The organism is Caulobacter sp. ErkDOM-C (genome assembly GCF_048541825.1).
In the GTDB taxonomy this organism is placed as follows: domain Bacteria; phylum Pseudomonadota; class Alphaproteobacteria; order Caulobacterales; family Caulobacteraceae; genus Caulobacter.
In genome coordinates this window covers 2099919-2124826 of the sequence record NZ_CP183332.1, presented here as the reverse complement: position 1 = coordinate 2124826, position 24908 = coordinate 2099919, and the positions used below count along the sequence as shown (strand labels likewise).

Sequence of the window (24908 nt, the reverse complement as noted above, 5' to 3'; positions counted from 1 at the left end):
GAACCATGGATAGACGGGTCGTCGCCGTCGGCGACCTGGAGCGCCGGATCGGTTACACATTCACGGATCGCGCCCTGCTGGAACAGGCCCTGACGCACGCCAGCGTCGGGGACGGCGCCAAGAAGACCGCCGACAACGAGGTCCTCGAATTTATCGGCGACCGCGTGCTGGGCCTGCTGGCCGCAGAAGCCCTGGCCGACCGGTACCCGCAGGCCAAGGAGGGCGAACTGGCCCCGCGCCTCAACGCTCTGGTCAGCCGCGAGACCTGCGCCCGCGTGGCCCGCGCCGCCGAACTGGGGCCGGCCCTGCGTCTGTCAGCCTCGTCCAGCAAGGTAGGCGGTCGCGAGACCGACTCTATCCTGGCCGGCGGCTGCGAGGCCCTCATGGCCGCCTTGTATCGTGATGGTGGGCTGGAGACGGCGCGCCGGGTGTTCCTGGACCTGTGGAGCGCCGAGTTCGACCGCGCCGCCCTTGGCAAGCCCCGCGATCCCAAGACCGCGCTGCAGGAGTGGGCTCAGGCCCAGGGCAAGCCCTTGCCGACCTATGCCGTCAAGGACCGCACCGGACCCGATCACGCGCCGGTTTTCACCGTCCAGGTGAGCGTCCTCGGCGTCGATTCCGTCTTCGCTGCCGGCCGCTCGCGCCAGGACGCCGAGAAGGCCGCCGCCAAGGCGCTTCTCGAGCGCGAGGGGGCGGAGTAGGGGCCAGTCTGGTAACTCAGACCTCCTGGCCCCTTCCGCCGAGTTTAGACGCTTTCCAGGGCTCGGCTTTCCGCAGCGACCGGCGTGAGCCGGCCGGTCAGGGCTTCCAACTGGGCGTAGAGCGCCTGAGGCATGCGCGAGCCGAGGCGCTTGTAGGCGTCGAGGATCAGGGCGGCTTCCTCCAGCCAGATCGATCTGTCGACCGTCAGCAGCAGATTCAGCGCCGCCTGGTCGAGTCCCAAGCCGGACACATCCAGCGCGCCCGAAGCGGGAAGGCGGCCGATGGCGCTGTCCACAGCGTCCGTCTCGCCTTCGAGTCGCTCGACGATCCATTTCAGGACGCGGGCGTTTTCGCCGTAGCCGGGCCAGACGAACTTTCCGGTCTCGTCCTTGCGGAACCAGTTGACGAAATAGATCCGCGGCAGCTTGGCGGGATCGGCGCTGGCCCCGACCTTCAGCCAGTGGCTGAAATAGTCACCCATGTTGTAGCCGCAGAAGGGCAGCATGGCGAAGGGATCGCGGCGCAGTTCGCCGATCTTGCCTTCGGCTGCTGCGGTGCCTTCCGAGGCCACGTTAGAGGCCAGGAACACACCGTGCTCCCAGTCGAAGGCCTCGGTGACCAGCGGCACGGCCGAGGCGCGGCGGCCGCCGAACAGGATGGCCGAGATCGGCACGCCGGCCGGATCTTCCCACTCGTCGGCGATGACGGGGCACTGGCCGGCCGGTACGGCGAAGCGGGCGTTCGGATGGGCGGCAGGTTCGCCCATAGCGGGGCTCCAGGCTCTGCCCTTCCAGTCGGTCAGCCCCTCAGGCGGCGTAGGCGTGAGGCCTTCCCACCAGACGTCGCCGTCGGCGGTGAGGGCGACGTTGGTGTAGATGCAGTTGGCGTGCAGGGTGTCGATGGCGTTGCGGTTGGTCAGAACCCCTGTACCCGGAGCGACGCCGAAGAAGCCGGCCTCTGGATTGATCGCATACAGCCGGCCGTCGGCCCCGAACCGCATCCAGCAGATGTCGTCGCCGATGGTCTCGGCCTTCCAGCCGGGCAGGGTGGGCTGCAACATGGCCATGTTGGTCTTGCCGCAGGCGCTGGGGAAGGCGGCGGCCACATAGCGGACCTTGCCGGCCGGCGAGGTCAGCTTGAGGATCAGCATGTGCTCGGCCAGCCAGCCTTCGTCGCGGGCCATGACCGAAGCGATGCGCAGGGCGTAGCACTTCTTGCCCAGAAGGGCGTTGCCGCCATAGCCAGAGCCGTAGGACCAGATCTCGCGGCTCTCCGGGAAATGGACGATGTATTTGTCGTCGTTGCAGGGCCAGGCAACGTCGGCCTGACCTTGCTCCAGCGGCGCGCCCAGGGTGTGAAGAGCGGGCACAAAGAACCCGTCATCGCCCAGCGCGTCGAGCGCGGCCTGGCCCATGCGGGTCATCACCCGCATCGAAACGGCCACATAGGCGCTGTCGGTGATCTCCACGCCCAGGGCGCTGATCGGCGAGCCGACCGGGCCCATCGAGAACGGCACGACATACATTGTGCGGCCGCGCATGCAGCCGTCGAACAGGCCATGCAGGGTGGCGCGCATTTCCACAGGGTCGCGCCAGTTGTTGGTCGGGCCGGCGTCTTCCTGATCCTGCGAACAGATGAAGGTGCGGCTCTCGACCCGGGCGACGTCTCGCGGATCCGAGGCGGCGTAAAAGGAGTTGGGGCGGAGCTCGGGGTTGAGGCGCTTGAGCGTGCCGGACGCGATCAGTTCGCCGGTGAGGCGCTCCCACTCGGCGTCCGAGCCGTCGCACCAATAGATGGCTTTGGGCTTGGTCAGGGCGGCGACTTCGTTGACCCATGTCACGAGACGCGCGTGTTTGGTCGGGGGCGCGATGGCGCCAGGCCCTTCATTTTGCATTGCTCATCCTGCCTGCGCATTTTGGCGAAACTATTGTCCGCCTTGGGCGTGAGTATAGCGCCCCACGGCTTGGCGGATAGACTGTCTTATCTATGACAACGTTGTCGGTTTCTGGATTTGCGCAATGTTGCCCGTTAAGTATCCGCCAGGTGATGGCAGACGATGTTTATCGCGGCGGTAGGGCATCGCGCCTTGGGCAGTTTCCGGCGTGGGCCACGGTTCCTTGGAACGGCGTCGGCAGGGTGCGTTTCGTCTCTCGGGCCTGGCGCGGCCGACCCGGCTGGACGCGTTGATCCCGGCCCGGGCCTCGCAAGGACGCGGCAAAACCCCTCTTACGGCGTCGCCTGCAACAACCGCCCTATGCGCAGCTATTGAAACTCGGCCCTGGAACACCCAAACTCTAGACACGTTGTCCTCTGCCGGGTCTCGCTAGAACTCGGTCTTGGCTGCCAGGAGAGCGCATGAGCCCGGACGACCTGCACGCATCGGAGGCCGTCCAGGCGTCCGCCGCGCGAGACCTTGAACGCTATCAGGCGGTCAGACGGCGCACCGAGGCTCTAGCGGTCCCGCTGTCGGCCGAAGATCAGGCCGCCCAGTCGATGGCTGACGCCAGTCCGACAAAGTGGCACAGGGCGCATACAACCTGGTTTTTCGAGACCTTCCTGCTGGTCCCCTATCTCGATGGCTACGCGGTGTTTGACCCCCGCTTTGGCTACCTGTTCAATTCCTATTACGAGGCGCTGGGGCCCCGCCAGCCGAGGCCGGCGCGGGGCTTGCTGACCCGTCCATCGACCGCCGAAGTCGGCGCCTATCGCGCCCATGTCGATGCGGCGATGGCCCGGCTGTTGTCGGGCCCGTCTTTGCTCCGGGATGCCCGTGAGCGCCTGGATCTGGGGCTTGCCCATGAGGAGCAGCATCAGGAGCTGATCCTGATGGACATCCTGCATCTGTTTGCCCAGTCGCCGCTGGACCCGGTCTATCAGGCCCAGATGGGTCGCCGCGGCCAGGAATCGTTCGATCCGGAGCGCTTTGTGCCGTTCGAGGGCGGTGTGGTCGAGGTCGGCGCCGGCGGGACAGGCTTTGCGTTCGATAACGAGCGCCCGCGGCACAAGACCTATCTGGCGCCCTATCGCTTGAGTGACCGACTGGTGACCAACAGCGAGTGGATCGCCTTCATCGACGCGGGGGGTTACGCCAGGGCTGAGCTGTGGCTTTCCGACGGCTGGGCGCGCGTGGTCGAGGAAGGATGGGCGGCGCCGCTGTATTGGCGCCAGGAAGGGAACGGCTGGTCGGCCATGACCCTGGCTGGACGTCAGCCTATCGAACCCGGTGAGCCGGTCTCGCATGTCAGCTATTACGAGGCGGCGGCCTATGCGACCTGGTCGGGTCGGCGCCTCCCGACCGAAGCCGAATGGGAAGCTGCTGCGCGCGCGCCGGGCGCCGGCGGCCTGCGCCAACTGCACGGCCATGTGTGGCAGTGGACCTCCAGCAGCTATGCCGCCTATCCCGGGTTTCGTCCCGGCGCGGGCGCGCTGGGCGAGTACAACGGCAAGTTCATGGTCAACCAGATGGTGCTGCGCGGCGGTTGCGCGGCGACACCGCCCGGCCATACGCGGGCGACCTACCGCAATTTCTTCCATCCGGAGAAGCGCTGGGTTTTCGCCGGCGTCCGGCTGGCCGACGACCCCGAGATCCTGGACGTTCCGAGCGACAACCGCTTCCTGGAAGATGTGGTGGCGGGTCTATCGGCCCGTCCAAAGACGCTGCCCAGCAAGTATTTCTATGACGCCGAGGGCTCGCGGCTGTTCGAGGCGATCTGCGATCTGCCGGAATACTATCTGACCCGCACCGAGACCGCGCTGCTTCGCCAGATCGCGCCGGAGATTGCTGCGCGGATCCCCGATGGTGCAGCGCTGGTGGAGTTCGGCAGTGGGGCCAGCGTCAAGACCCGGATCCTTCTGGACGCGGCGCCGCAACTCTCGGCCTATGCGCCCATCGACATCAGCCAGAGCGCGCTGGACGAGGCGACTGCGGCCATCAAGACCAGCTATCCTTCGCTGACGGTTGCGCCGCTGGTCGACGACTTCACGCGGGCCCTACGGTTGCCATCCGCCGTGGCGGGACGTGTCGCCGTCGGGTTCTTTCCCGGATCCACCATCGGCAACTTCCCGCCGCTCGAAGCCGAAGACTTCCTGCGTCGTGCCGGCGACCTGCTGGGCGATGGCGCGATGATGGTGGTGGGCGCAGACGTCGCCAAGTCGGCCGCAGTGCTGATCCCGGCCTATGACGACGCCCAGGGCGTCACGGCGGCCTTCAACCTCAACATCCTTGCACGGATCAATCACGAACTGGGCGGCGATTTCGATCTCGCGGGCTTCGCGCACAGGGCCGTCTGGAACGAGCAGGAAAGCCGGGTCGAGATGCACCTGGTCAGCGCGACGGCCCAGCGTGTGACGATAGCGGGACGGACGTTCGACTTCGCGGCGGGTGAAACCATCCACACCGAGAACTCTTACAAGTACCGGCCCGAAGCTTTTGAGGCCATCGCGCGCCGGGCGGGGTGGGCTGTCTCGCGCAAGTGGGAAAGCATCCAGCCCGCGTTCGGGGTCTATGTGCTGACACGATAGGCTAGACGCGCGAAAGCGCGCTGGACGGGGGGATCCAGCGCGCTTCGAGCATGTTCAGGTCAGGCGTTCAGTCGCCGGGGCGCACGGTGCGGGAAGAAGATCCACCCTTGCGACCCGCATTGGCGGCAAGATCGCGATCCTTGGCGAAGCTTCGCTTCTCGCTGGGCACGCTGGCCCCGCCTTTGCGCGCGATCTCGCGGCGACGTTCAGGGTCCATGGCGGCGAAGCCGCGGCGGCCACGGGGCCGTTCGCTGTCGAGGTCCATACGGTGCTCCTAATCGATACTGGTCACGGTCGGCGAACAGGGCGCGGCGTCATAGGGGCGGTCGTCCCCAGGATCGACCGGTGACACGGGGGAGGGCATTTCATCAGGCGTTGACCCCGGGTCGTATTCCGGGGGCTGCGGCTCGACAGGAGGTGGTGCGTCGGGGTCGGTCATGGCGTCGTGTCCTGCGCGTTCAGAGAGGTAACCAGCGAAGCCACGTTCGGTTCACCTCAAAGCGTGAGTAAATGCACGCAACAGGCGCAGCGGCTGCAAGGCAAAGGGATTCCGAGCTTGTCAAAGACCGCCAAATCCAGGGCAAAGAGCCACATCACGCCGCCGCACTGGCGGCTTGGTGCGGGCTGTGTGGTCGGCCTGTTCGTCTGGGCGACGGCCTTCTGGCTGCAGGCTCCGACAGGCTCGCATCTGTTGCTGGGCTGGGACGGGGCGGCCCTCACCTATCTGATCCTGACCTGGCGGATGTTCCTGCGCGCCGACGAGGCCGAGATCCGCGATCGGGCGGCTGGGGACGACGAGGGTCAGCCGGTGCTGCTGTTGATCGTGCTGGCCGCCATCGTCGCCAGCCTGGGCGCGGTGGTCGATGCGATGGTGGCGGCGCGGACCGCGCAGGGCCTGGCCAAGGCGTTCATCGCCACCAGCGCGGGCGCGACCCTGGTCCTGTCATGGCTGGTGCTGCAGTCGGTCTTCGTGCCGCACTACGCCCATCGTCATTTTGGGGACGGCAAAAGCAAGGGCGGCATCGGTTTCCCCGGCGAGCCGCCGACCAGCTACATGGATTTCGTCTATCTGGCCTTCAGCGTCGGGGCGACCTTCCAGGTCTCAGACAACACCATACTGACCTCGCGCCTGCGCCGGCTGGTCACCGCCCATGCGGCGACCGCCTTCGCCTACAACACCGCCATCCTGGCCCTGGGCATCAACATCATCGCCAGCGTGGTGGGCGGTTAGCGGCGCCGCGCCTGGACGGGGGTGGCGGGCAGCTCTTCCACGCGGAGAAGGGCATCCTTGTCCGCATCAAGCAGCGCAAAGCGTGACTTGGCGGCCTTGACGGCTTCGTCCCTGGAGATGCGGCGGTTGAAGTCCGCGTCGGCGCCCATCACCGGCTGCGGCTCGGCCAGCAGGGCGTAGGGGGCCGCCCCCTGCAGGGCTCCGCCGACCAGTCCGCCGCGCTTGCGAGGCGGACCATCGCCGCCGCCGGGAGGACCGCCGCGTCCGCCGCGTCCTCCGCCAGGCGGTATATTGACCCCCTGAAGGATTTCCGGTGCGATGTTTCGCTCATAGGCCGAGACCTCAAAACCGTCGATCACGCCGTCCTTGTCCGTATCGAGCACGGTGAAGAAGCGGCCGGCGTCGGCGACGAACTCATCGCGCGACAGCGCGCCGTCGTGGTTGGCGTCCCCGGCCGAGAACCATGCCGCAACAGGATAGGGAGCCTCGGCCGGCGCGCGGAAGGGCTCGCCAGCAGGGCTGATGAAGAGTTGCGGGCGACGATGCCCCGGTCCGTGTTCGCCGTCTTCTCGCGGGGGCGGTCCGAAACCTTGACCAGGCCGGGGCCCTTCGTTCCACCGGGGCGTGGCGTGCACGCCTGTTGACAGGAACAGGGCAGCCAGGACGGCGGTGGTCGCAACACGAGATGTCATGAGGAGCTCCTTCCCCCGGCATCAAGCGCAGCGAGATTGCCGGAGAATGTCAGTCTCCAGGCTGAGCCTTGCAGGCCGGCAACAAAGCCGCGCCTGGGGTTAGATCGGCAGGCGAACGCAGGCGCGCAGGCCGCCCTCGGGTCGGTTGACCAGGGTCACGTCGCCGCCATGGGCTCGGGCCAGCGAGCGCACGACCGCCAGACCAAGGCCTATGCCGCCGGTTTCGCGATTGCGCGAGGGCTCGCCGCGGAAGAACGGCTCGAACACCCGCTCCTGCTCGGCCAGAGGGATGCCGGGGCCGTCATCGTCGATCTCGATGATCGCCATGTCGCCCTCGGCGAACACGCGCCCGCGCGCCACTTGGCCGTATTTCAGGGCGTTCTCGACCAGATTGGCGACTAGCCGCTTGAGCGCGATCGGATCGCCCTCGATGACGATTTTCTCGGCGCGCTCGACCGTGGCCTGGCCTCCGGTCTCGGCGGCTTCGTCGACCACGCTCTCCAGCAGGGAGGCCAGCTCAAGCTTGGTGCGTTCGGCGGGGCGGGTGGTGTCGCGAACGAAGGCCAGGGCAGCCGAGATCATGGCCTCCATCTGGTCGATGTCTGCGGCCAGCTTGGCGCGCACATCGTCGGGCGTGGCCTCGATGCGGAACCGCAGGCGGGTCAGGGGTGTGCGCAGGTCGTGGGCGATGGCCCCGATCATCGCTGTCCGGTCCTCGACATAGCGGCGCAGGCGCTCTTGCATCATGTTGAAGGCGTTGGCGGCGGCCACCACCTCGGTCGAGCCTGACAGCTCCAGGGGCGGGGCGCGGGGGTCGCGGCCAAGACGCTCGGCGGCGTCGGCGAAGGCGGTGATGGGCTCGGCCAGCCGACGCGCGAACAGCCAGGCCAGCGGCGCGACCGCCAGCACCGACAGCACCAGAATCAGCAACACGCGCTGCTGCCAGCTGTCGAAGCGGAAGGTCGGCTTGGGCTCGACCACGACCCAGCTGCCGTCGCTCTGGCGCACGCCCAGCTCGAAATCGCCGAAGATGAACGGCTCGTCGCGCGCCGGCCCGGCGCGAGCGCCGCGCTCGCCGGGCGGCGGTAGCTCGCGGGCGATGAACTGGTCGCGCGGGCCGCCCGGCCCGGCAGGACCGCCGGAACCGCCTGTCCGGTCATTCGGGGTCGCCTTGAAGCGCCGAACAAAGAAGCGTGGGCCGTTTTCGGTGACGATCTCGATGCGCGCCGGCGCAACGTCGATGGCGCGACCGATGCCGGCCTTGAACTCTGCCCGGCGAGCGGAGTCGGGGCCGCCGGAAGGCATCCTGGCGCGGGCCTGAACCACCAGAGCGCGTCCATCGCGGGGCTGCACCGTCTGGCCCGTTTTCAGGGCGCGCGTGATCTCCGACAGCCGATAGAGCTCGGGCGGCGGCGGCGGCAGGGTGAAGATGACGGCGATGGCGATCAGCTGCGCCGCCACCAGGGTCAGCGTCACCAAGCCCAGCGCCTGCACGAACAGCGGCGCGCCGCGGCGGCGCTGGTTCATGGCGTGCGAAGGACCTTGGCGGTGAACATGTAGCCCTCGCTGCGAATGGTGCGGATCAGCTCGCTACCGCCCCCGTCATCCAGTTTGCGGCGAAGCCGGCTGATCTGGACGTCGATGGCGCGGTCATAGGCGTCGGACTCGCGACCGCGGGCAAGATCAAGAAGTTGGTCGCGGGTCAGCACCCGCTGGGGGCGTTCCACGAAGGCGCGGAGCAGCGAGAACTCGCCGCTGGAGAGATTCACGACCACCGACTGTGGCGAGCGCAGTTCGCGGCGCACCAGGTCGAGCCGCCAGCCGGCGAATTCGCAGGCCGCGCCCATGCCGTCGTCGCTGTTGCGAGGCTCCTGCCGACGGCGCAGGACAGCACGGATGCGGGCCAGCAATTCGCGCGGGTTGCAGGGCTTGGGCAGATAGTCGTCGGCGCCCAGTTCCAGGCCAACGATACGGTCGGTTTCTTCGCCCATGGCCGACAGCATGATGATGGCGGGGCCGTCCTGCGCCGACAGCCGCCGGCAGATGGCCAGGCCGTCCTCGCCGGGCAGCATGACGTCGAGCACCACCAGATCGACTGGCCCTCGCGAGAGGACCTGTTCCATGGTGCGGGCGTCGGAGGCGGTGTCTACGGCATAGCCGTGTCGGCTCAGGAAGTCGGACACGACATCGCGAATGCCAGGGTCGTCATCGACGATGAGAATCCGCGACGCTGCGCTGCGCGGGGCCTCCGGCTCGGCTGCGGGGCCGGTCTGTGGGATGGTCTCCATGAGACGCTCCTGTCATGTCCCCGTGGCGTTCAGATTTCACGCTTGAAACAGCCGTGCAACCCGACGGCGCGATTTGGATCCCAAACGGCTCCCCGCCTAGCCTGGAGAGTTGTTTTTAGGGATCGCGAAGTCGGCGCCCTGGATGTTCTGGGCCTCGATTGCCAAGTCGCTGACATAGGGATTGCTGCGTCGCTCGGCGGCGAAGCTGGACATCGGCCCATGGCCGGGGACGAACCGCACATCGCCGCCCAGCGGCCACAGCTTCTGGGTGATCGAGTCGAGCAGGTCCTGGTGATTGCCGCGCGGGAAGTCGGTGCGGCCGATCGAGCCCTGGAACAGCACGTCGCCGACCTGGGCGAAACGCGCCTCGCGGTGGAAAAAGATCACGTGGCCTGGCGTGTGGCCGGGGCAATGCAGGACCTCGAACTCGGTTTCACCCAGGGTTACGACGTCGCCGTCGTCCAGCCAGCGGTCGGGAACGAAGATCCGGGCTTCGGGAATGCCATAGCGCTCGCCGGACATCTGGATCTGGTCGATCCAGAACTGATCGTCCTTGTGCGGGCCCTCGATGGGAACCCCGGTCAGACGCTTCAGCTCAGCCGCGCCGCCGGCGTGGTCCATGTGGCCGTGGGTGATCCAGATCTTCTCCAGGGTCAGGCCCTGGTCGGCCAGAGCCTTCATCAGGCGTGGCACCTCGCCGCCCGGATCAATGACGGCAGCCTTCAGCGTCTTTGCGCACCAGACGATGGTGCAGTTCTGCTGCAGGGGCGTGACCGGCGCGATGAAGGCGCGGATCGGGGGCTGGGCTTGGCTCACGGGAACTCCTTGTCCCTGGCAACATAGGCCCTGGCGAGCGCCCAAGAAAGAAGGCCCGGGATTGCTCCCGGGCCTTCGATCGATTTCGACGAAGAAGATTGGTTACTTCACGTCGTCCACACCGCGAGCCATGGCTTCGGCGGGCGAGTTCATTTCGGTGTCTTCGGTGATGTCGATGCCCTTGGCGAGCTTCGAGTTCCAGAAACCGTAGGCGATGTAGATCAAGGCGCCGACGGCGGCATAGCCGGCCAGGATCATCAGGGGCAGGGGGTTGTCGTTCATGGCGTGAACGATCATCGGCTGGAAGTTCTGATAGGCCAGGAACAAGCAGGCCAGGATGCCGCAGACGGCGGTGGCGATACCACCGGGCACGCGGAACGGACGCGGCAGGTCGGGGTGCTTGATGCGCAGATAGATCACCGACAGACAGACGATCGAGAAGGCCACGGCGGTGCCCAGCGACACCAGATCACCCAACAGGCTGATCGGCAGGAACGAGGCGGCAATGGCGATCACGACGCCTAGCAGGATGGTGCCCAGCCACGGGGTGCGGAACTTGGGGTGGATCGCGGCGAAGACCTTCGGCAGCAGGCCGTCGCGGGCCATGGTGTAGAAGATCCGGGTCTGACCGTAGCACAGCACCAGCATGACCGAGGACAGGCCGGTGATCGCGCCGATCTTGATGGCGATGCTGATCAGGTTCAGCTTGCCGCCTTCAGCCGCCGCGTAGGGAACGTCGGCCCATTCCAGGGCCATGCGGTCGATGGCGACGGCGATCGGGGCCGGGCTGGCCAGTTCCTTGTAGGGGACGACGCCGGTCATGACGGCGGCGACGGCCATGTAGATCAGGGTGCAGATGACCAGGGCGCCCAGGATGCCGATCGGCACGTCCCTGGACGGGTTCTTGGCCTCGGCCGCTGCGGTCGAGACGGCTTCGAAACCGACATAGGCGAAGAAGATGATCGCCGCGCCGCGGAAGATGCCGCCTACGCCGAACTCACCGGGCTGACCGGTCGGCTCGGGGATGAAGGGGTGCCAGTTGGCGGGGTTGATGTACTGAATGCCCACCGCAATGAACACCAGAAGCACGATCACCTTGACCACGACGATGGCGTTATTGACGTTGGCGGACTCGCTGACGCCCAGCACCAGCAAGGCCGAGACCATGGCAATGCCGATGGCCGCGACGATGTTCAGCGTGCCGGTCATGGCAAATGTCGTACCGCCTTCAGGCGTGGTGACGGCCTGGATCAGCGGCGTGGCCCACATCGGAGCCTCCGCGCCGGCGACCATGATCGTCGGGAAATCGACCCCGAACGCGTGCAGGGTGCTGACCACGTAGCCAGACCAGCCCACGGCGACGGTCGAGGCCGCGACGCCATATTCCAGAACCAGCAGCCAGCCCATGATCCAGGCGAAGACCTCGCCCAGGGTGCCGTAGGCGTAGGTGTAGGCCGAGCCGGAGACCGGCATGGTCGAGGCGAGTTCGGCGTAGCAGAGGCCGGCCAGGCCGCAGGCGATGCCGGCGACGATGAACGACAGCATGATCGCCGGGCCGGCATTGGCCGAGGCCACTTGACCGGTCAGCACGAAGATACCCGCGCCGATGATGGCGCCGATACCCAGGCTCATGAGGTTGATGGGACCCAGCGTTCGTTTCAGCTGGCTGTGTGCGGCCTCCTTCTGGATGCTCGCAATCGACTTCTTCAGGAACAGCCTGTTTCCGGCCATGTGTTTCTTTTCCCCAACGACCAGCGAACCCCCGCTAGTCAGGCATTGGGCCGGGACGTTAGTCAGACAGGCGGCTTCGCGCAACGCCTTGCGGTGACGAGAGCGGTTTGAGGGTCTATGCCTCCCCGCGATGCTGCCGATCGAGAATGTCCTGCCCGCATTGAAAGCGGCGATGCTCGCTTCCCATGCGACGGTCCTTGTGGCCCCGCCTGGCGCGGGCAAGACCACGGCCGTTCCCTTGGCCTTATTGGGGGAAGCCTGGGTCGAGGGCCGCAAGATCATCGTGCTTGAGCCCCGCCGGCTGGCCGCCCGAGCCGCGGCGACCCGCATGGCCTCCACCCTGGGCGAGGCGGTTGGTGAAACTGTAGGCTTTCGCGTGCGGTTGCAGTCGAAAGTCTCGGCCCGCACCCGCATCGAGGTGGTCACCGAGGGCGTCTTCACCCGGATGATTCTCGACGACCCGGGTCTGGAGAGCGTCGCGGCCGTCCTGTTCGACGAATTCCATGAACGCAGCCTGGATGCAGACCTGGGCCTGGCCTTCGCCCGCGATGTCCAGGGTTTGCTGCGCGATGATCTGCGGCTGCTGGTGATGTCGGCTACCCTGGATGGCGCGCGCGTCTCGTCATTGCTGGGTGACGCCCCGGTGATCGAGAGCCAGGGCCGGATGTTCCCGGTCGATACGCGCTACCTGGGCCGAGACGACCGTCTGCGGCTGGAAGAGCGTGTGGGCAGGGCCGTTGAGCGGGCGCTGGCGGAGGAAACCGGCAGTCTGCTGGTCTTCCTGCCGGGCCAGGGCGAGATCCGCCGGGTCGAGAGCTGGCTGGCCGAGCGGCTGCGCCGGCCCGAGGTCGATCTGGCGCCGCTGTATGGCGCGCTGGACCCGGCCGTGCAGGACCGTGCGATCGCCGCCGCCGCGCCGGGGCGTCGCAAGGTGGTTCTGGCCACCTCGATCGCCGAGACCAGCCTGACCATCCAGGGCGTACGCGTGGTGATCGACTGCGGCCTGGCCCGCGTGCCGCGCTATGATCCCGCCAGCGGCATCACCCGGCTCGACACCGTCCGCGTGAGCCGCGCCGCCGCTGATCAGCGGCGGGGCCGGGCAGGGCGCACCGAGCCCGGCGTCTGCTACCGCCTTTGGGATGAGGTCGAGACCCGGTCGCTGCTCGCCTTCGCCCGTCCGGAAATCCTCGAGGCCGACCTGTCGCGCCTGGCGCTCGATCTGGCCCGCTGGGGAGCCCGCGACGCCTCGGGCCTGTGCTTCATGGACTCACCGCCGGTGGCGGCCTTTGCCGAGGCTCGCACCCTGCTGCAACGCATTCAGGCTCTGGATGCTCAGGGCGGTCTCACCGCCCACGGCAAGGCCCTGGCCGAGATGCCCTTGCCCCCGCGCATCGCCCACATGGTGGTTCGCGCCGCCGCCTCGGGCCAAGCCCGGCGTGGAGCCGAGGTCGCGGCCTTGCTGACCGAGCAGGGTCTGGGTGGCCGGGAGGTCGACCTGCGTCGACGCCTGGAAAACCTGGGCCGCGACCGATCGCCCAGGGCCAAGGACGCCCAGGCCCTGGCCGACCGCTGGGCGCGCGCGGCCGGCAAGCCCTCGGGCGCGACGCCGCTGGATGAGGGGCTGATGCTGGCCGAGGCCTATCCAGAGCGCGTGGCCCGGGCGCGCGGCAAGCCCGGGGAGTTCCAGCTGGCTGGCGGACGCGGCGTCTATATGGAGCCCACCGATCCCCTGGCGCGCGAAACCTGGCTGGCCGTGGGCGAACTGGGCGGCGGCGACAGTCGCGACCGCATCCTGCTGGCCGCCGCCGTTGACGAGATCGCGCTACGCGAGGCTTTTGCCGACAGGCTCACCGCCGAGGACCGTCTGGAGACCAGCCCCGGCGGCAAGGTCCGCGCCAAGCGGCTGCTGCGGCTGGGCAGGCTGGTGCTGGAGGAGCGGCTGATCGACAAGCCCGACCCCGCGCTGATCGCCAGCGCCCTGCTGGATCAGGTTCGCTCTGAGGGTCTGTCAGCGCTGCGGCTGGGTGACGGTGCTCAGGGCTTGCGTGATCGTGTGGCTTTCCTGCGCGGCCTGGACGGCGAGGTTTGGCCCGACCTGTCGGAGGTCGCGCTTATGGAACGCCTCGGCGAGTGGCTGGAGCCGCTGCTGCATGGCCGCTCGTCACTCTCAGCGCTGGACGAGAACACGCTGGACGGCGCGATCCGCTCGCTGATCCCCTGGGACGCCCAGCAGAAGATCGACGCGGCCCTGCCGGCCCGCTTCAAGGCCCCGACCGGCACCACCGTCGCCATCGACTATGCCGCCGAAGCCGGACCGCGCATCGACATCCGGGTGCAGGAGCTGTTTGGCCTCACCGACCACCCCAGCATCGCCGGCGGCAAGATCCCGCTGGTGCTGTCGCTGCTGTCGCCCGGCCACAAGCCGATCCAGATCACGCGGGACCTGCCGGGCTTCTGGAAGGGCTCATGGCGCGAAGTGAAGGTCGAGATGAAGGGTCGCTATCCCCGGCATGTCTGGCCGGATGATCCCGCCGCCGCCGCACCGACGACGCGGGCGAAGCCCCGGGGGACATAAGTCCTCCCCCTGGCGGGGCAGGTGTCGGCGAAGCCGACGGAGGGGGAAGTACAGCGGACTCGGTGCGGTGTTCCCCCACCGGCCTTCGGCCGCCTCCCCCTTCAGGGAGAGGATTTCTACCCCGTCACCGTATAGATCATGATCCCGGTCGCCACCGAAAGGTTCAGGCTGTCGGCTCGCCCCCGCATTGGGATCTTGACGTTCACATCGCAGGCCGCCGCCAGTTCCGGCGGCAGGCCCTGCTGCTCATTGCCCATCAGAATCAGCGACGGTTTTACATAATCGGCGCTCTTGTGGTCGACCGTGGCGGTCAGCAGGGTGCCGACCACCGAGCCGGGCCAGGTCTCGCGCCAGGCCAGGAATTCCTGGATGGTGGCCTTGGCGATCTTGACCGCGAAGATCGAGCCCATGGTCGCCCGCACGCCCTCGACCGAATAGGGGTCGACGCAGTCGCCGACGAGGATCACGCCGCCGCAGCCGGCGGCGTCGGCGGTGCGGATGACGGTACCCAGATTGCCGGGATCGCGCACGGCCTGCATGGCCACCCAGCACGGCGCGCTCTGCGGGACGATGGCGTCCAGCGGCGTAAACACCTGCTTGAACACCCCGACCACGGCCTGGGGGTTGTCGCGGCGCGAGACCTTCTCGAGGATTTCCCGATTGACCTCAATGACTTCGCCGCCCGCCTTCAGACAGGCCTGCGAGGCCTTCTGCAGCATCGGATGATCGGCGGCGTCGCGGCCGTACATGATGATCGTGGGCGCATGACCGCAGTCGATCGCCTCGATGACGATCTTCAGGCCCTCAGCCAGGAACAGGCCGCTCTCTTCGCGCTCCTTGCGCATGTGCAGGGCGCGGACGGCCTTGACGGTGTTGTTCGACAGCGAGGTGACGGTCTTGGCCGGGTTGGGGGCGTTCATTGCTTAGGCCTCCCCAACGCTGTCTTGGGAAGACCAGCGCGCGAAGAACGACAGGCCGATCTGGCGGTCGCCCTTTTCCTCGACCAGGGAGAGCTCACCCCAATCGATGACGCCGCTGCGGCCGTCCAGCACCTGGGCCAGCAGACCCGACATGGCCGCGCCCGAAACGCGGGCCGCATAGGCGTTCATCAGCAGGAACGAGGCGTCGTCGCTGAGTAACTGAGCGCAGTTGGCGGTGAGCTCGGTCAAGTCCTCGAACAGCCGCCAGACCTCGCCGTCGGCGCCGCGTCCGAACTTGGGCGGATCCAGGATGATGCCGTCATAAACATTGCCGCGACGCACTTCGCGGGCGACGAACTTGCGGGCGTCCTCGACGATCCAGCGGATCGGCTTGTCCTCCAGCCCGGCCAGGGCGGCGTTCTCGCGCGCGAAGCCGACCGACTTCTTGGAGGCGTCGACATGGGTCACGGCGGCGCCGGCGGCCGCGCACACCAGTGACGCTACGCCCGTATAACCAAACAAATTCAGGATCTTGGGCTGACGGCCTGATGCCTTGGCGAAGGCGCGAACCCGCTCGTCCTGCCAGGCCCAGTTGGCGGCCTGCTCGGGAAAGAAGGCCAGGTGGCGGAAAGGTGTGAACTGGCCGTTGAATTTCGCTTCGCCCCAGGCGAGCGGGAACCTCTCGATCGGCTTGCCCTTGAAGCGCCAGCGACCGGCCTCGTCCTCGTCGGAGGGGTCGAACACGGCGTCAGCGTCCTCCCAGGCCTTGGCCGGCAGGCGCGGCGACCAGAAGCATTGCGGCTCGGGGCGCACGACCGTGTAGGGGCCATAGCGTTCCAGCTTCTTGCCGTTACCGCTGTCCAGCAGGGCGTAGTCGCTCCAGCCGGTGGTGCGCATCACGATGGGGGCGGGGGCGATCGTCGGGCTCATTGTCTCGCCCATACGCTTTCAGGGTATTGGCCGTCCAGTGCGCGGCGTGTGAGAGGTCTTGTCCCAGCGGTGCGGCGCGAAGAACAATTGCCACACGGCGCGGGGCGAGGCGAAGACCCACATCATCCAGTAGCCCACCATGCCAAACAGATGCAGGAAGCGCGGCCGGTCACCCGACCGCATCAGGCCGACGGTCGCGCAGACCGCCGAAACGCCCCATCCGAACATGTAGAGCACGAGGTCGGCGATGGTCACCGACAGCTTGCCATCGGCCATCCAGTTCACGGCCACCCCCACACCGGCGATCATCATGGCCGGGGCATGCAGATTGGAGGCGGCAATGGGCAGGCCCAGGGTCACGATCAGGGCCAGCAGGGTTCGGGGGCTTCGCCCCGTTGCTCCCTGTATGTGGACGGCGAGGGTTTGCACATGGCCCTTGATCCACCGCGCGCGTTGCGGCCCCCACTGGCTCAGCGAGGTCGGCGCTGTCTCCAGGGTGGGGCGCTCAATCACGTCCAGTCGATAGCCCGCGCAGGCCAGGCGAAAGCCGATGTCGGCGTCCTCGGTCACGTTATAGGCGTCCCACCCGCCGACCGCGCGCAGGGCCGAGATCTTGAAGTGATTGCTGGTCCCGCCAAGCGGGAAGGGCAGGCCCCAGCGCGCATAGGCGGGAAGCAGCACCTGAAAAAGGGCAGCGTATTCCAGTCTGAATTGCTCGGCGATGAAGGCCAGGTGGCGGGGCGTTTCCACCCGCAAGGGCGCCTGCAGGCAGGCCAGATCGGCCGGCCCCGCCGCGAACCGCGCCGCCGCCTCGCGCAGTTGCAGCGGATCGGGAGCATCCTCTGCGTCGTAGATGACAACGAGCGTTCCCTTGGCCAAGCCCAGGCCGACATTGCAGGCCCGGGGCTTGGTGCGCGGCTGGCCCGGCGGGGCGACCAGCACCTGAACAAAGGACGGCAGATCCAGGGCGTGAAGTGCCAAACGCGTCGCCAGATCGTCGGCCTCAAGCACGATCAGCGCCTGAAGGCGGTCGCGCGGATAGTCCAGTCGAGTCAGGTTGGCGACCAGTTCGCCGGCCACGTCGGCTTCGCGGTAGAGCGGCGCGATCAGCGTGTAGTGCGGCAGGTCATGGTCGGCCAGCGCCGGACAGACGCGCTTGCAGGGCGTCGTCAGGAGGGCGGCCAGTCGAATGGAGGCGCCGGCTGCGAAGACGCTGTAGAACAGCCAGTAGACACCTTGCAGCAGGTGACTGGGCGACAGCGCCCCAATCGCCAGAAGGCCGCACAACACGGCGACTATAGTCGATCGCTGCCGTCGTCCGAAGGCGAGGTGGGCGCCTTTCGCGACCTGCGGGACTGCGGGTGTAGCGTCCTCGACGATGAAAGCCGTGGCCGTCAACGCCTCCTTGGAAGCGACTCTCCGGTCTTCGCGCGCCATGTCGCCCTCCGACCGGTTTGCTCGGTCTTCGGGTGATCACTAGAAGTAATACAACCCATAGATGTCAAACAGAAAAACAATCGTTTTAGGCTTGATGTCGTGTCGCCTTGCGACGGCTGGGTGATTCCCGTTTAGTATCGGCTGTTGGGGAAACGCAGGGGAAAAGCTGGCCGTGACGCTTGTTTTGAAGAAGCCGCATAAGTCCGCCCGCAAGCCGAAAGGCGACGGGCACTTGCGTCGCGGCGAAATCCTTGCGGCCGCCGAAAAGATTTTCATCGCCGAGGGCTATGCTGGCGCGACCATCCGCAAGATCGCGGACGCGGTCGGCGTGTCGTCCACGGCCCTCTACATGCACTTTCGCGACAAGGATCAGATCCTGCTGGAGATCAGCGATGGCGCGATCGAGCGGCTCCTGAACCTCAATACCGACATCGGCGGTCGGCCCATCGACCCCGTTTCGCGGGTCCGGCTGATGCTGGAGGCCTATATGCGTTTCGCACTGGAGAACCCCAACACCTATGAGCTGGTGTTCTGTGGCTCCGGGGCCAGCATTTCGGTGGAGAAGCAGGCCGGCACCCTGGAGCTGGGGGATCGCTGCTTCGAGAAGTTCAGCGAGCCCTTCCGCGAGATCGCCGCCGCCGGTCGTCTAAGGTCGGGCACGGCGCAGAGCGCCGCCGAAGTGCTGTGGGCGGGTTGCCATGGGCTGGTGTCGCTGCTGATCACCAAGCCGAACCGTACATGGTCGTCGTCTGAGGAACTGATGGGCGTCATGCTGGATGGGCTGCTGAACGGCCTGGTCACGGACTGATCCGTGTCGATCGTCCGTGTGCTTGGCGCTGTCGCGGTGGCGATGGCTTTCGCGCCCCTGGCCGTCGCCGCAAGCCCGCGGGTGATGTCGCTTGATTCCTGCGCCGATCAGTATGTGCTGGCACTAGCCCCTCGGGAGTCGATCGTCGGCCTGTCGCATCGCGCCGGCGCGCCAGATTCCTATATGCGCAGGGCTTCGGTCGGGCTGCCGCTTCGCCGCGCCACGGTAGAGAGCCTTGTCGCCGCGCGGCCTCAGGTCGTGGTGCGTCATTGGGGTGGCGACGCCCGGCTGGTCTCGGCGCTGGACCGACGCGGCGTCCGCACGGTCAGGATCGATGACGCCGCCGATTTCGAAGCGGTGCGCGCCAATGTCCGACGCGTCGCCGCCGCCCTCGACCGCAAGCCTGCGGGCGAGGCGCTGATTGCGCGCATGGACGGCCAGCTCAAGGCCTCGGCCGGCGCCTGGCAGGGGGAAAGCGGCCTCTATCTGACGCCGGGCGGCTACACGGCGGGCAGCGGCACCCTGATCGACGCCATGCTGAGGGCTTCGGGCCTGTCGAACGCCAGTGCGGCGCCCTTCTTCAGCCCCGTGCCGCTGGAGAGTTTGGTGATGACGCCGCCGCGCGCGGTGGTGCTAGGCTTTTTTGACCTGACCCGCGCGGGCTCCGACCGCTGGGGCGCCGGGCGTCACGCAGCGCTCAGGCGCGCGACGGAAAACCGCACGATCGCTTCCCTGTCTGGCGCGGTGGTGGGCTGTCCCGCCTGGTTCGCGGCGGACGGGGTGGCGCAGCTGGCTCAGGCGCGGACCGCGCGATGAGCCTGCTTCGCCTCAGCCTTGCCATGGGCTGCCTGCTGGTGCTCGCCGCCATCGCCGCCGTGCTGCTTGGCGAAACGCCGCTGGCGCTCGGCCAGTATGCTCAAGCCATCGCCCATCCAGGCTCACCGCCCGGCGAGGTGCTGTGGACCATCCGGGCGCCGCGCGTCGCCATGGCGGCGCTGGTGGGCGCGGCTCTGGGCCTGGCGGGCGCGACGATGCAGGGCCTGCTGCGCAATCCTCTTGCTGACCCTGGCGTGCTGGGCGTCTCGGCAGTGTCGGGGCTGGGCGCGGCCCTGGCCATCGCCGGCGGCCTGGCGGCGGTTCCGGGCGCCATCGAACTGGCGGCTCTGCTGGGCGCGCTGGTCGCCGGCGGAGCGGTGGTGGCCATCGCCGCGCGTCTTCGCGAGCCCGAGGCCCTGATCCTGCTGGGTGTCGCCATCTCGGCCTTCGGCGGGGCCCTGACCGCCCTGGTGTTCAACCTGGCGCCGTCGCCGGTCGCCATCGCCGAGGTCCTGGCCTGGCTGATGGGGTCGGTCGAGAACCGCGACTGGACCGATAGCCTAAGAGCGCTGCTCCCCATGGCGATCGGCGCCGCCCTTTGCCTTCAGGTGGGGCAGGGCCTGCGTATGCTGACCCTGGGCGAGGAGGCGGCCGCGATGTCGGGTCTGCCCATGGCGCGCCTGCGGGTCTATGCCGTGGCCGGCGCCGCGCTGCTGACCGGCGCCGCCGTGGCCGGAGCCGGGGTCATCGGCTTCGTCGGCCTGGCCGCGCCGCACATGGTGCGGGCGCTGGTGAAGGACGATCCGCGCCAGATCCTGTGGCCTTCGGCCCTGGCTGGCGCCCTGCTGCTGGTATTGGCCGATCTGGCGGCGCGAGTCGTACCGACCGATCAGGAACTGAAGCTGGGCGTGGTCACGGCGCTGTTCGGTGCGCCGGCCTTCGCCCTGCTGGCCTGGCGCGCGTCGCGGAGCTGGCGGGCATGACGGCGGCCTGGACGATCAGCAGCGTCAAGGCGCGGCAGGGAGGCAAGCTGGTGCTCGACGCCGCCAGCCTGGTCGTCAGTCCCGGCGAGGTCGTCGGCGTGGTCGGCCCCAACGGCGCCGGCAAGACCAGCCTGCTGCGGGCAGGTCTTGGCCTGTTGCCCAGACAGGACGGCGAGGTCTGGCTGGGCGATCAGCGCCTCGAGGCCCTGAGCGCCGAGGCCCGCGCCGCGCGCGTGGGCTATCTGCCTCAAGATCGCCGGCTGGCCTGGAACCTGCCCGCCGAGCGGGTCGCCAGCCTGGGCGCGGTCGATCTGCCGGACGCTCAGGCTCTGGACGTCGCGCGCGAGCGACTGGCGCGGGTCGGTGCGGCGGATCTTGCAACGCGCGGCGTTCTCGACATGTCCGGCGGCGAGCGGGCCAGGGTCTTGCTGGCGCGGCTGCTGACCACGCGCGCGCCGCTGCTGGTGGCCGACGAGCCGATCGCGGGCTTGGACCCCGACGCTCAACTGCTGACACTGGACCTACTGCGCGCCGAGGCCGCCGCCGGCGCAGGCGTGGTGGTGACGCTGCACGACCTAAGCCTTGCCGCGCGCTGCTGCGACCGCCTGGTGGTGATCGATGGCGGACGTGTCGTGTCGGAGGGCGCGCCCGCCGTGGCCCTGTCGCCCGAGATTCTGGCGCGGGTGTTCAGACTGGACGGCGCGCTGGTGGAAACGCCGGCGGGGCCCGTGCTGGCCGCCCGCCGGCTGTAGGCTCAGGGCTGGGTCGAGGGCGCGTAGGCCTGGGCCACCGACGGCGTATAGACATAGCCGCCGCGCTTCAGTTCCCGAGACAGGGTCAGTGGCGTAGTGCCGCCATTGAGACGCGCGCGATAGACCATGGTCGTTTCCAGGGTCCGCATCACATAGTTGCGGGTTTCCGAGAACGGGATGCACTCGATGAAGTCGAGCGGGTCTGTCGTCGCGCCGCGCGGGTCGCCGCACTGGTTGACCCATGCGGCCGGGCGGCCCGGTCCTGCGTTGTAGGCGGCGGCGGCCATGATGTAGGAACCACTGAAGTTTTCGACCATGTCGCCCAGATAGGTCGAGCCCAGGCGCATGTTGTACTCGGGGTCCGACAGGCGATCGACCGAATGGCGCTCACCCAGCTGGCGGGCCACGATGGCGGCGGTGGGCGGCATCAACTGCATCATGCCCCGAGCGCCGACGCCGGAGCGCGCATTGGGGTCGAAATTGCTCTCCTGGCGCGAGATCGAATAGACGAAGGCGGTCTCGGCCGCGCCCGGACCCGGCGTGAAGTGGTGGTCCAGCAGGGGATAGCCCCGCTCGGGCAGGATGAAGCCGCGCTGGGCCGCCGTACGCACGGCGCGCATGCCCAGGTCCTGGTCGCCATAGCCGCGCGCGAAGTCGACCAGCAGGGCCGATTCCTCGGCGTTGGGCAGGTTGTCGTCGATGAACAGCACCAGCGAGCGGAACTGATCCTTGGCCCCGATATCGGCCAGCATCCGCGCGGCGCGCACCAGTTCGCGGCCGTGGAAGCGGGCGCGGTCAGCTTGGGTGACGATCGGGTCGCGCTCGAGCTTGAGCTCGGTCAGGCCGGCCTTCTCGGCTGACAGCTGGCCGTAGAAGGTGGTGAGGTGGCGGGCGCCCTCGGCATAGAAGGACTGGGCGGCGATGGGGTCGTTCTGGGCCTCTGCCGCGCGACCCTGCCAGTAGAGCGCCCGGCCCTTGGTGATCGGCGACGCGCCAATGGCGGCGATGGCGGCGAAGTGGCGAGCGGCCGCGTCCGGCTGCCTGAGGCGGGCCAGGGCGATCCAGCCCGCATAGAATTCGGCCTCTGCGGCGTCAGCGCCGACGCTAAGGCCGGTATTGGCGGCGGCGGCATAGGCGCCCGCGCTGTCGCCGGTTTTCAGGGCCGAGACGACCAGCGCCCGGCGCTCCTTCCAGATCGCGGTGGCGGCTTCGTCGGTCGGAGGCGGCGAGGGGAAATCGCGGACCAGCTGCAGGGCCAAGCTGTCCAGGCCGCGACGACGCAGATAGGCGGCGCGCTCGAACACCACCCCAGGGGAAGTCTGATCGCCGGGACCCAGGGTCTCGAACATTGACGTGGCGCCGCCCGCGTTCTGGCGGAAGGCGATGCGCACGCGGGCGGCGGCCTGCTGATCGGCGGGCAGCAGGTCGACCAACTCGCGCGCCGCCGGGCCTTGCTGGCCATACAGCAGGATATCGGCGCGGCGGGCATAGTCGTCGGCGGTCAGCATCGTCCCGAAGCGGGCGGCCATGCTGCGCTGGGCGTCGGCTTCGAACACCCTGTCGCGCCAGGTGCTGCGGATCAGGTCGATGGCGTCTTGCTGGCGGCCGCTGGCCTGATAGGCCGAGGCCAGGGCCATGGCGCCTTCGGCGGTCGCGGGCTGGCCGCCGCCGAACCAGGCGATGATCTGGGCGGGGCTGAGGCCGGAGACCGACAGCTGCTTCTCGGCGGCGGTCTCGCGTCGCCCGGCCCTGGGCCAGCCGGCCAGGTCGCGGCGGGCGGAATCGAGTTCGAAGAAGCTCATGGCCTCTGCTGAGCTGTCGACCAGAGCCCAGAGGGCGATTTTGCGAGCCACCGGGTCCTGCAGGCTGCTCATCGCCATGCGGGCGCGCGAAACGTCACCGCTCCTGGCGCCGGCCAGCGCCATGCGCAGGTTCTCGGCCTCGACGTCGGAGACCGTTCCGGCAATAGCGGTCGGTGGGGTGGTGACCAGGGCGGGCGTCGATGACGGCTGGTAGGGGACCGGACCGGACGTCTGGGCGCCCGCGACGCTGCCGAGCAGCACCAGACCGGCGCTTCCGAACATGATCCGATGCAACACTGAAGCCAAAACCCGTTCTCCTTCACGCACCGTCGAATCGAACCGACGGCCGCTTATGCGATCCATTAGGCCCGAACACACCTAAGGAACGGTTTTTCTGAGGCCTCAAGGGCTTGACCCTTGGGGTTTGGCCCATCAAACCGCTGCCTGCTCCGACGCACCGGTTGCGGGACGGCGGGGCGGCGACATATTGTCCGCTCCCATCGTCTGGCCGCAACCTTCGCGGCGCCCTTCTCACGGCAAATTGCAAGTTATGGTCCATTCTCCGTTCAAGGGCGTTATTCCCGCCCTGATTACGCCCTTCCGAGACGGCGCCGTGGACGAAGCGGCCTTCGTGGCCCTTGTCGAGCGCCAGATCGCGGGCGGCGTGCACGGTGTCGTGCCCGTCGGCACCACCGGCGAAACCTCGACCCTGAGCCATGACGAGCACAAGCGGGTGGTCGAGCTGTGCGTGCAGACCGTCAAGGGCCGCGTTCCGGTGATCGCTGGCGCGGGCTCCAACTCGACCGACGAGGCCATCGAACTGGCCCAGCACGCCAAGGCGGTGGGCGCTGACGCGGCTTTGGTGGTGACGCCCTATTACAACCGTCCCAGCCAGGAAGGCCTGTATCTGCACTACGAGGCGATCAACAACGCCGTCCAATTGCCGGTGCTGGTCTACAATGTCCCCAGCCGGACCAGTGTCGACATCTCCAACGAGACCCTGGTGCGTCTGGCCAAGCTGCCCAACATCATCGGCGTCAAGGACGCCACCGGCGATCTGGCCCGCGCCAGCATGCAGCGCATCCTTTGCGGCCCCGACTGGGTGATGCTGTCGGGCGATGATCCTTCGGCCCTGGGCTACATGGCTCATGGCGGCCATGGGGTGATCTCGGTGACCTGCAATGTCGCGCCCGAGGCCTGCTCGGCCTTCATCAACGCCTGCCTGAAGGGCGAATGGGAGACCGCGCTCTATGGCCAGGATCGCCTGATCAAGCTGCACAAGGCGCTGTTCCTGGATTCCTCGCCCGCCCCGACCAAGTTCGCCATCGCCCATCTGGGCCTGTGCGAGCCCGACGTTCGCCTGCCGATCGCGCCGTGCAATGAGGCGGTGAAGCCGGCGATCCTGGAGGCCATGCGCGAGGCGGGTCTGGTCTGATGACCAAGCCCATCGCGGAGAACCGGCGCGCCCGGTACGACTACTTCATCGAAGAGGTCTTCGAGGCCGGCATCATGCTGACCGGCACCGAGGTCAAGTCGTTGCGGGTGGGCCGGGCCAATATCGCCGAATCCTACGCCTCGGTGGAAGGTCGGACGATCAAGCTGATCAATGCCGACATCCCGCCCTATGGCCACGCCAACCGCTTCAACCACGAGCCGCGCCGACACCGCACGCTGCTGCTGCACAAGAAGCAGATCGAGAAGCTGATCGGCGCCGTCCAGCGCGATGGCCGCACCTTGATCCCGCTCAAGCTCTACTGGAACGAGAAGGGCCTGGCCAAGCTTGAGATCGGCCTGGCCAAGGGCAAGAAGACCCACGACAAGCGCGAGACCGAGGCCGCCCGCGACTGGCAGCGCGACAAGGCGCGGCTGATGAAGGGCGACCGCGGGGACTGAGCCCGGGGAAG

At 67.9% G+C, this 24908-nt stretch carries 22 protein-coding genes; 10 read left to right on the top strand and 12 right to left on the bottom strand.

The features are described from left to right. Positions 1-5: 5 nt before the first annotated feature. The gene (rnc, locus tag ACN2C8_RS10330; protein WP_419251675.1) at positions 6-701 is read left to right on the top strand and encodes a ribonuclease III; all 696 of its coding nucleotides are present in this window, start codon (positions 6-8) and stop codon (positions 699-701) included. Between the two features lie 44 nt (positions 702-745). Here the strand turns inward: rnc and ACN2C8_RS10325 are convergent, their stop codons facing one another. Continuing rightward, positions 746-2596 (bottom strand): phosphoenolpyruvate carboxykinase (GTP), encoded by a 1851-nt coding sequence (locus tag ACN2C8_RS10325; protein ID WP_419251674.1) that lies wholly within the window; start codon positions 2594-2596, stop codon positions 746-748. Between the two features lie 461 nt (positions 2597-3057). Between ACN2C8_RS10325 and egtB the strand changes: the two genes are divergently transcribed. Beyond that, entirely contained in the window at positions 3058-5223 is a 2166-nt protein-coding gene (egtB, locus tag ACN2C8_RS10320) for an ergothioneine biosynthesis protein EgtB (protein WP_419251673.1), read from the top strand. Positions 5224-5290: 67 nt separating this feature from the next. Here the strand turns inward: egtB and ACN2C8_RS10315 are convergent, their stop codons facing one another. Both ACN2C8_RS10315 and ACN2C8_RS10310 read right to left on the bottom strand, forming a co-directional pair. Beyond that, complete coding sequence (locus tag ACN2C8_RS10315) at positions 5291-5488, bottom strand: general stress protein (protein WP_419251672.1); 198 nt, start codon at positions 5486-5488, stop codon at positions 5291-5293. 9 nt (positions 5489-5497) lie between these two features. Further along, positions 5498-5662: a hypothetical protein gene (locus tag ACN2C8_RS10310; protein ID WP_419251671.1), complete on the bottom strand. Its 165-nt coding sequence runs from the start codon at positions 5660-5662 to the stop codon at positions 5498-5500. A gap of 117 nt (positions 5663-5779) precedes the next feature. Between ACN2C8_RS10310 and ACN2C8_RS10305 the strand changes: the two genes are divergently transcribed. After that, the gene (locus ACN2C8_RS10305; protein ID WP_419251670.1) at positions 5780-6454 is read left to right on the top strand and encodes a DUF1345 domain-containing protein; all 675 of its coding nucleotides are present in this window, start codon (positions 5780-5782) and stop codon (positions 6452-6454) included. Here ACN2C8_RS10305 and ACN2C8_RS10300 read toward each other — a convergent pair. The 5 genes from ACN2C8_RS10300 to ACN2C8_RS10280 form a co-directional block, all read right to left on the bottom strand. Continuing rightward, positions 6451-7146, bottom strand: a complete 696-nt coding sequence (locus ACN2C8_RS10300; protein WP_419251669.1) for a hypothetical protein — start codon at positions 7144-7146, stop codon at positions 6451-6453. The two genes, ACN2C8_RS10305 and ACN2C8_RS10300, sit on opposite strands and share 4 nt — an antisense overlap. 99 nt (positions 7147-7245) lie before the next feature. Then, positions 7246-8673 (bottom strand): ATP-binding protein, encoded by a 1428-nt coding sequence (locus ACN2C8_RS10295; protein WP_419251668.1) that lies wholly within the window; start codon positions 8671-8673, stop codon positions 7246-7248. Beyond that, on the bottom strand, positions 8670-9434 hold the full coding sequence (locus ACN2C8_RS10290; RefSeq protein ID WP_419251667.1) for a response regulator: 765 nt from the start codon (positions 9432-9434) through the stop codon (positions 8670-8672). Before ACN2C8_RS10290 ends, ACN2C8_RS10295 begins: the two co-directional genes overlap by 4 nt. A gap of 96 nt (positions 9435-9530) precedes the next feature. Beyond that, the gene (locus ACN2C8_RS10285) at positions 9531-10250 is read right to left on the bottom strand and encodes an MBL fold metallo-hydrolase (protein WP_419251666.1); all 720 of its coding nucleotides are present in this window, start codon (positions 10248-10250) and stop codon (positions 9531-9533) included. A 102-nt stretch (positions 10251-10352) separates the two neighbouring features. Beyond that, complete coding sequence (locus ACN2C8_RS10280) at positions 10353-11981, bottom strand: amino acid permease (protein ID WP_419251665.1); 1629 nt, start codon at positions 11979-11981, stop codon at positions 10353-10355. Positions 11982-12111: 130 nt separating this feature from the next. Between ACN2C8_RS10280 and hrpB the strand changes: the two genes are divergently transcribed. Then, a complete protein-coding gene (gene hrpB, locus ACN2C8_RS10275) occupies positions 12112-14556 on the top strand; it encodes an ATP-dependent helicase HrpB (RefSeq protein WP_419251664.1) in 2445 nt (814 codons plus the stop codon). 116 nt (positions 14557-14672) lie between these two features. On the opposite strand, the gene ACN2C8_RS10270 is transcribed toward hrpB, so the two are convergent. Genes ACN2C8_RS10270 through ACN2C8_RS10260 form a run of 3 tightly spaced genes read right to left on the bottom strand, consistent with a single transcriptional unit; the run spans position 14673 to position 17843 of the window. Further along, positions 14673-15476: a TrmH family RNA methyltransferase gene (locus tag ACN2C8_RS10270; RefSeq protein WP_419251663.1), complete on the bottom strand. Its 804-nt coding sequence runs from the start codon at positions 15474-15476 to the stop codon at positions 14673-14675. A gap of 3 nt (positions 15477-15479) precedes the next feature. Continuing rightward, positions 15480-16406 carry a class I SAM-dependent methyltransferase gene (locus ACN2C8_RS10265; RefSeq protein ID WP_419251662.1) on the bottom strand — a complete coding sequence of 309 codons (927 nt, stop codon included), beginning with the start codon at positions 16404-16406 and terminating at the stop codon, positions 15480-15482. An 18-nt stretch (positions 16407-16424) separates the two neighbouring features. Next, positions 16425-17843, bottom strand: a complete 1419-nt coding sequence (locus ACN2C8_RS10260; protein ID WP_419251661.1) for a glycosyltransferase family 2 protein — start codon at positions 17841-17843, stop codon at positions 16425-16427. A gap of 172 nt (positions 17844-18015) precedes the next feature. Between ACN2C8_RS10260 and ACN2C8_RS10255 the strand changes: the two genes are divergently transcribed. The 4 genes from ACN2C8_RS10255 to ACN2C8_RS10240 are packed head-to-tail and all read left to right on the top strand — an operon-like array spanning position 18016 to position 21202. Then, positions 18016-18651: a TetR/AcrR family transcriptional regulator gene (locus ACN2C8_RS10255; RefSeq protein WP_419251660.1), complete on the top strand. Its 636-nt coding sequence runs from the start codon at positions 18016-18018 to the stop codon at positions 18649-18651. Positions 18652-18693: 42 nt separating this feature from the next. Continuing rightward, complete coding sequence (locus tag ACN2C8_RS10250; RefSeq protein ID WP_419255863.1) at positions 18694-19467, top strand: ABC transporter substrate-binding protein; 774 nt, start codon at positions 18694-18696, stop codon at positions 19465-19467. Then, the gene (locus tag ACN2C8_RS10245) at positions 19404-20450 is read left to right on the top strand and encodes a FecCD family ABC transporter permease (protein ID WP_419255862.1); all 1047 of its coding nucleotides are present in this window, start codon (positions 19404-19406) and stop codon (positions 20448-20450) included. Before ACN2C8_RS10250 ends, ACN2C8_RS10245 begins: the two co-directional genes overlap by 64 nt. Continuing rightward, on the top strand, positions 20447-21202 hold the full coding sequence (locus ACN2C8_RS10240; RefSeq protein ID WP_419251659.1) for an ABC transporter ATP-binding protein: 756 nt from the start codon (positions 20447-20449) through the stop codon (positions 21200-21202). Before ACN2C8_RS10245 ends, ACN2C8_RS10240 begins: the two co-directional genes overlap by 4 nt. 2 nt (positions 21203-21204) lie before the next feature. Here ACN2C8_RS10240 and ACN2C8_RS10235 read toward each other — a convergent pair whose 3' ends face one another. Next, complete coding sequence (locus ACN2C8_RS10235) at positions 21205-23286, bottom strand: transglycosylase SLT domain-containing protein (protein WP_419251658.1); 2082 nt, start codon at positions 23284-23286, stop codon at positions 21205-21207. 268 nt (positions 23287-23554) lie between these two features. Between ACN2C8_RS10235 and dapA the strand changes: the two genes are divergently transcribed. Then, the gene (dapA, locus tag ACN2C8_RS10230; protein WP_419251657.1) at positions 23555-24439 is read left to right on the top strand and encodes a 4-hydroxy-tetrahydrodipicolinate synthase; all 885 of its coding nucleotides are present in this window, start codon (positions 23555-23557) and stop codon (positions 24437-24439) included. Next, positions 24439-24897: an SsrA-binding protein SmpB gene (smpB, locus tag ACN2C8_RS10225; protein ID WP_419251656.1), complete on the top strand. Its 459-nt coding sequence runs from the start codon at positions 24439-24441 to the stop codon at positions 24895-24897. Before dapA ends, smpB begins: the two co-directional genes overlap by 1 nt. Positions 24898-24908 lie beyond the last annotated feature (11 nt).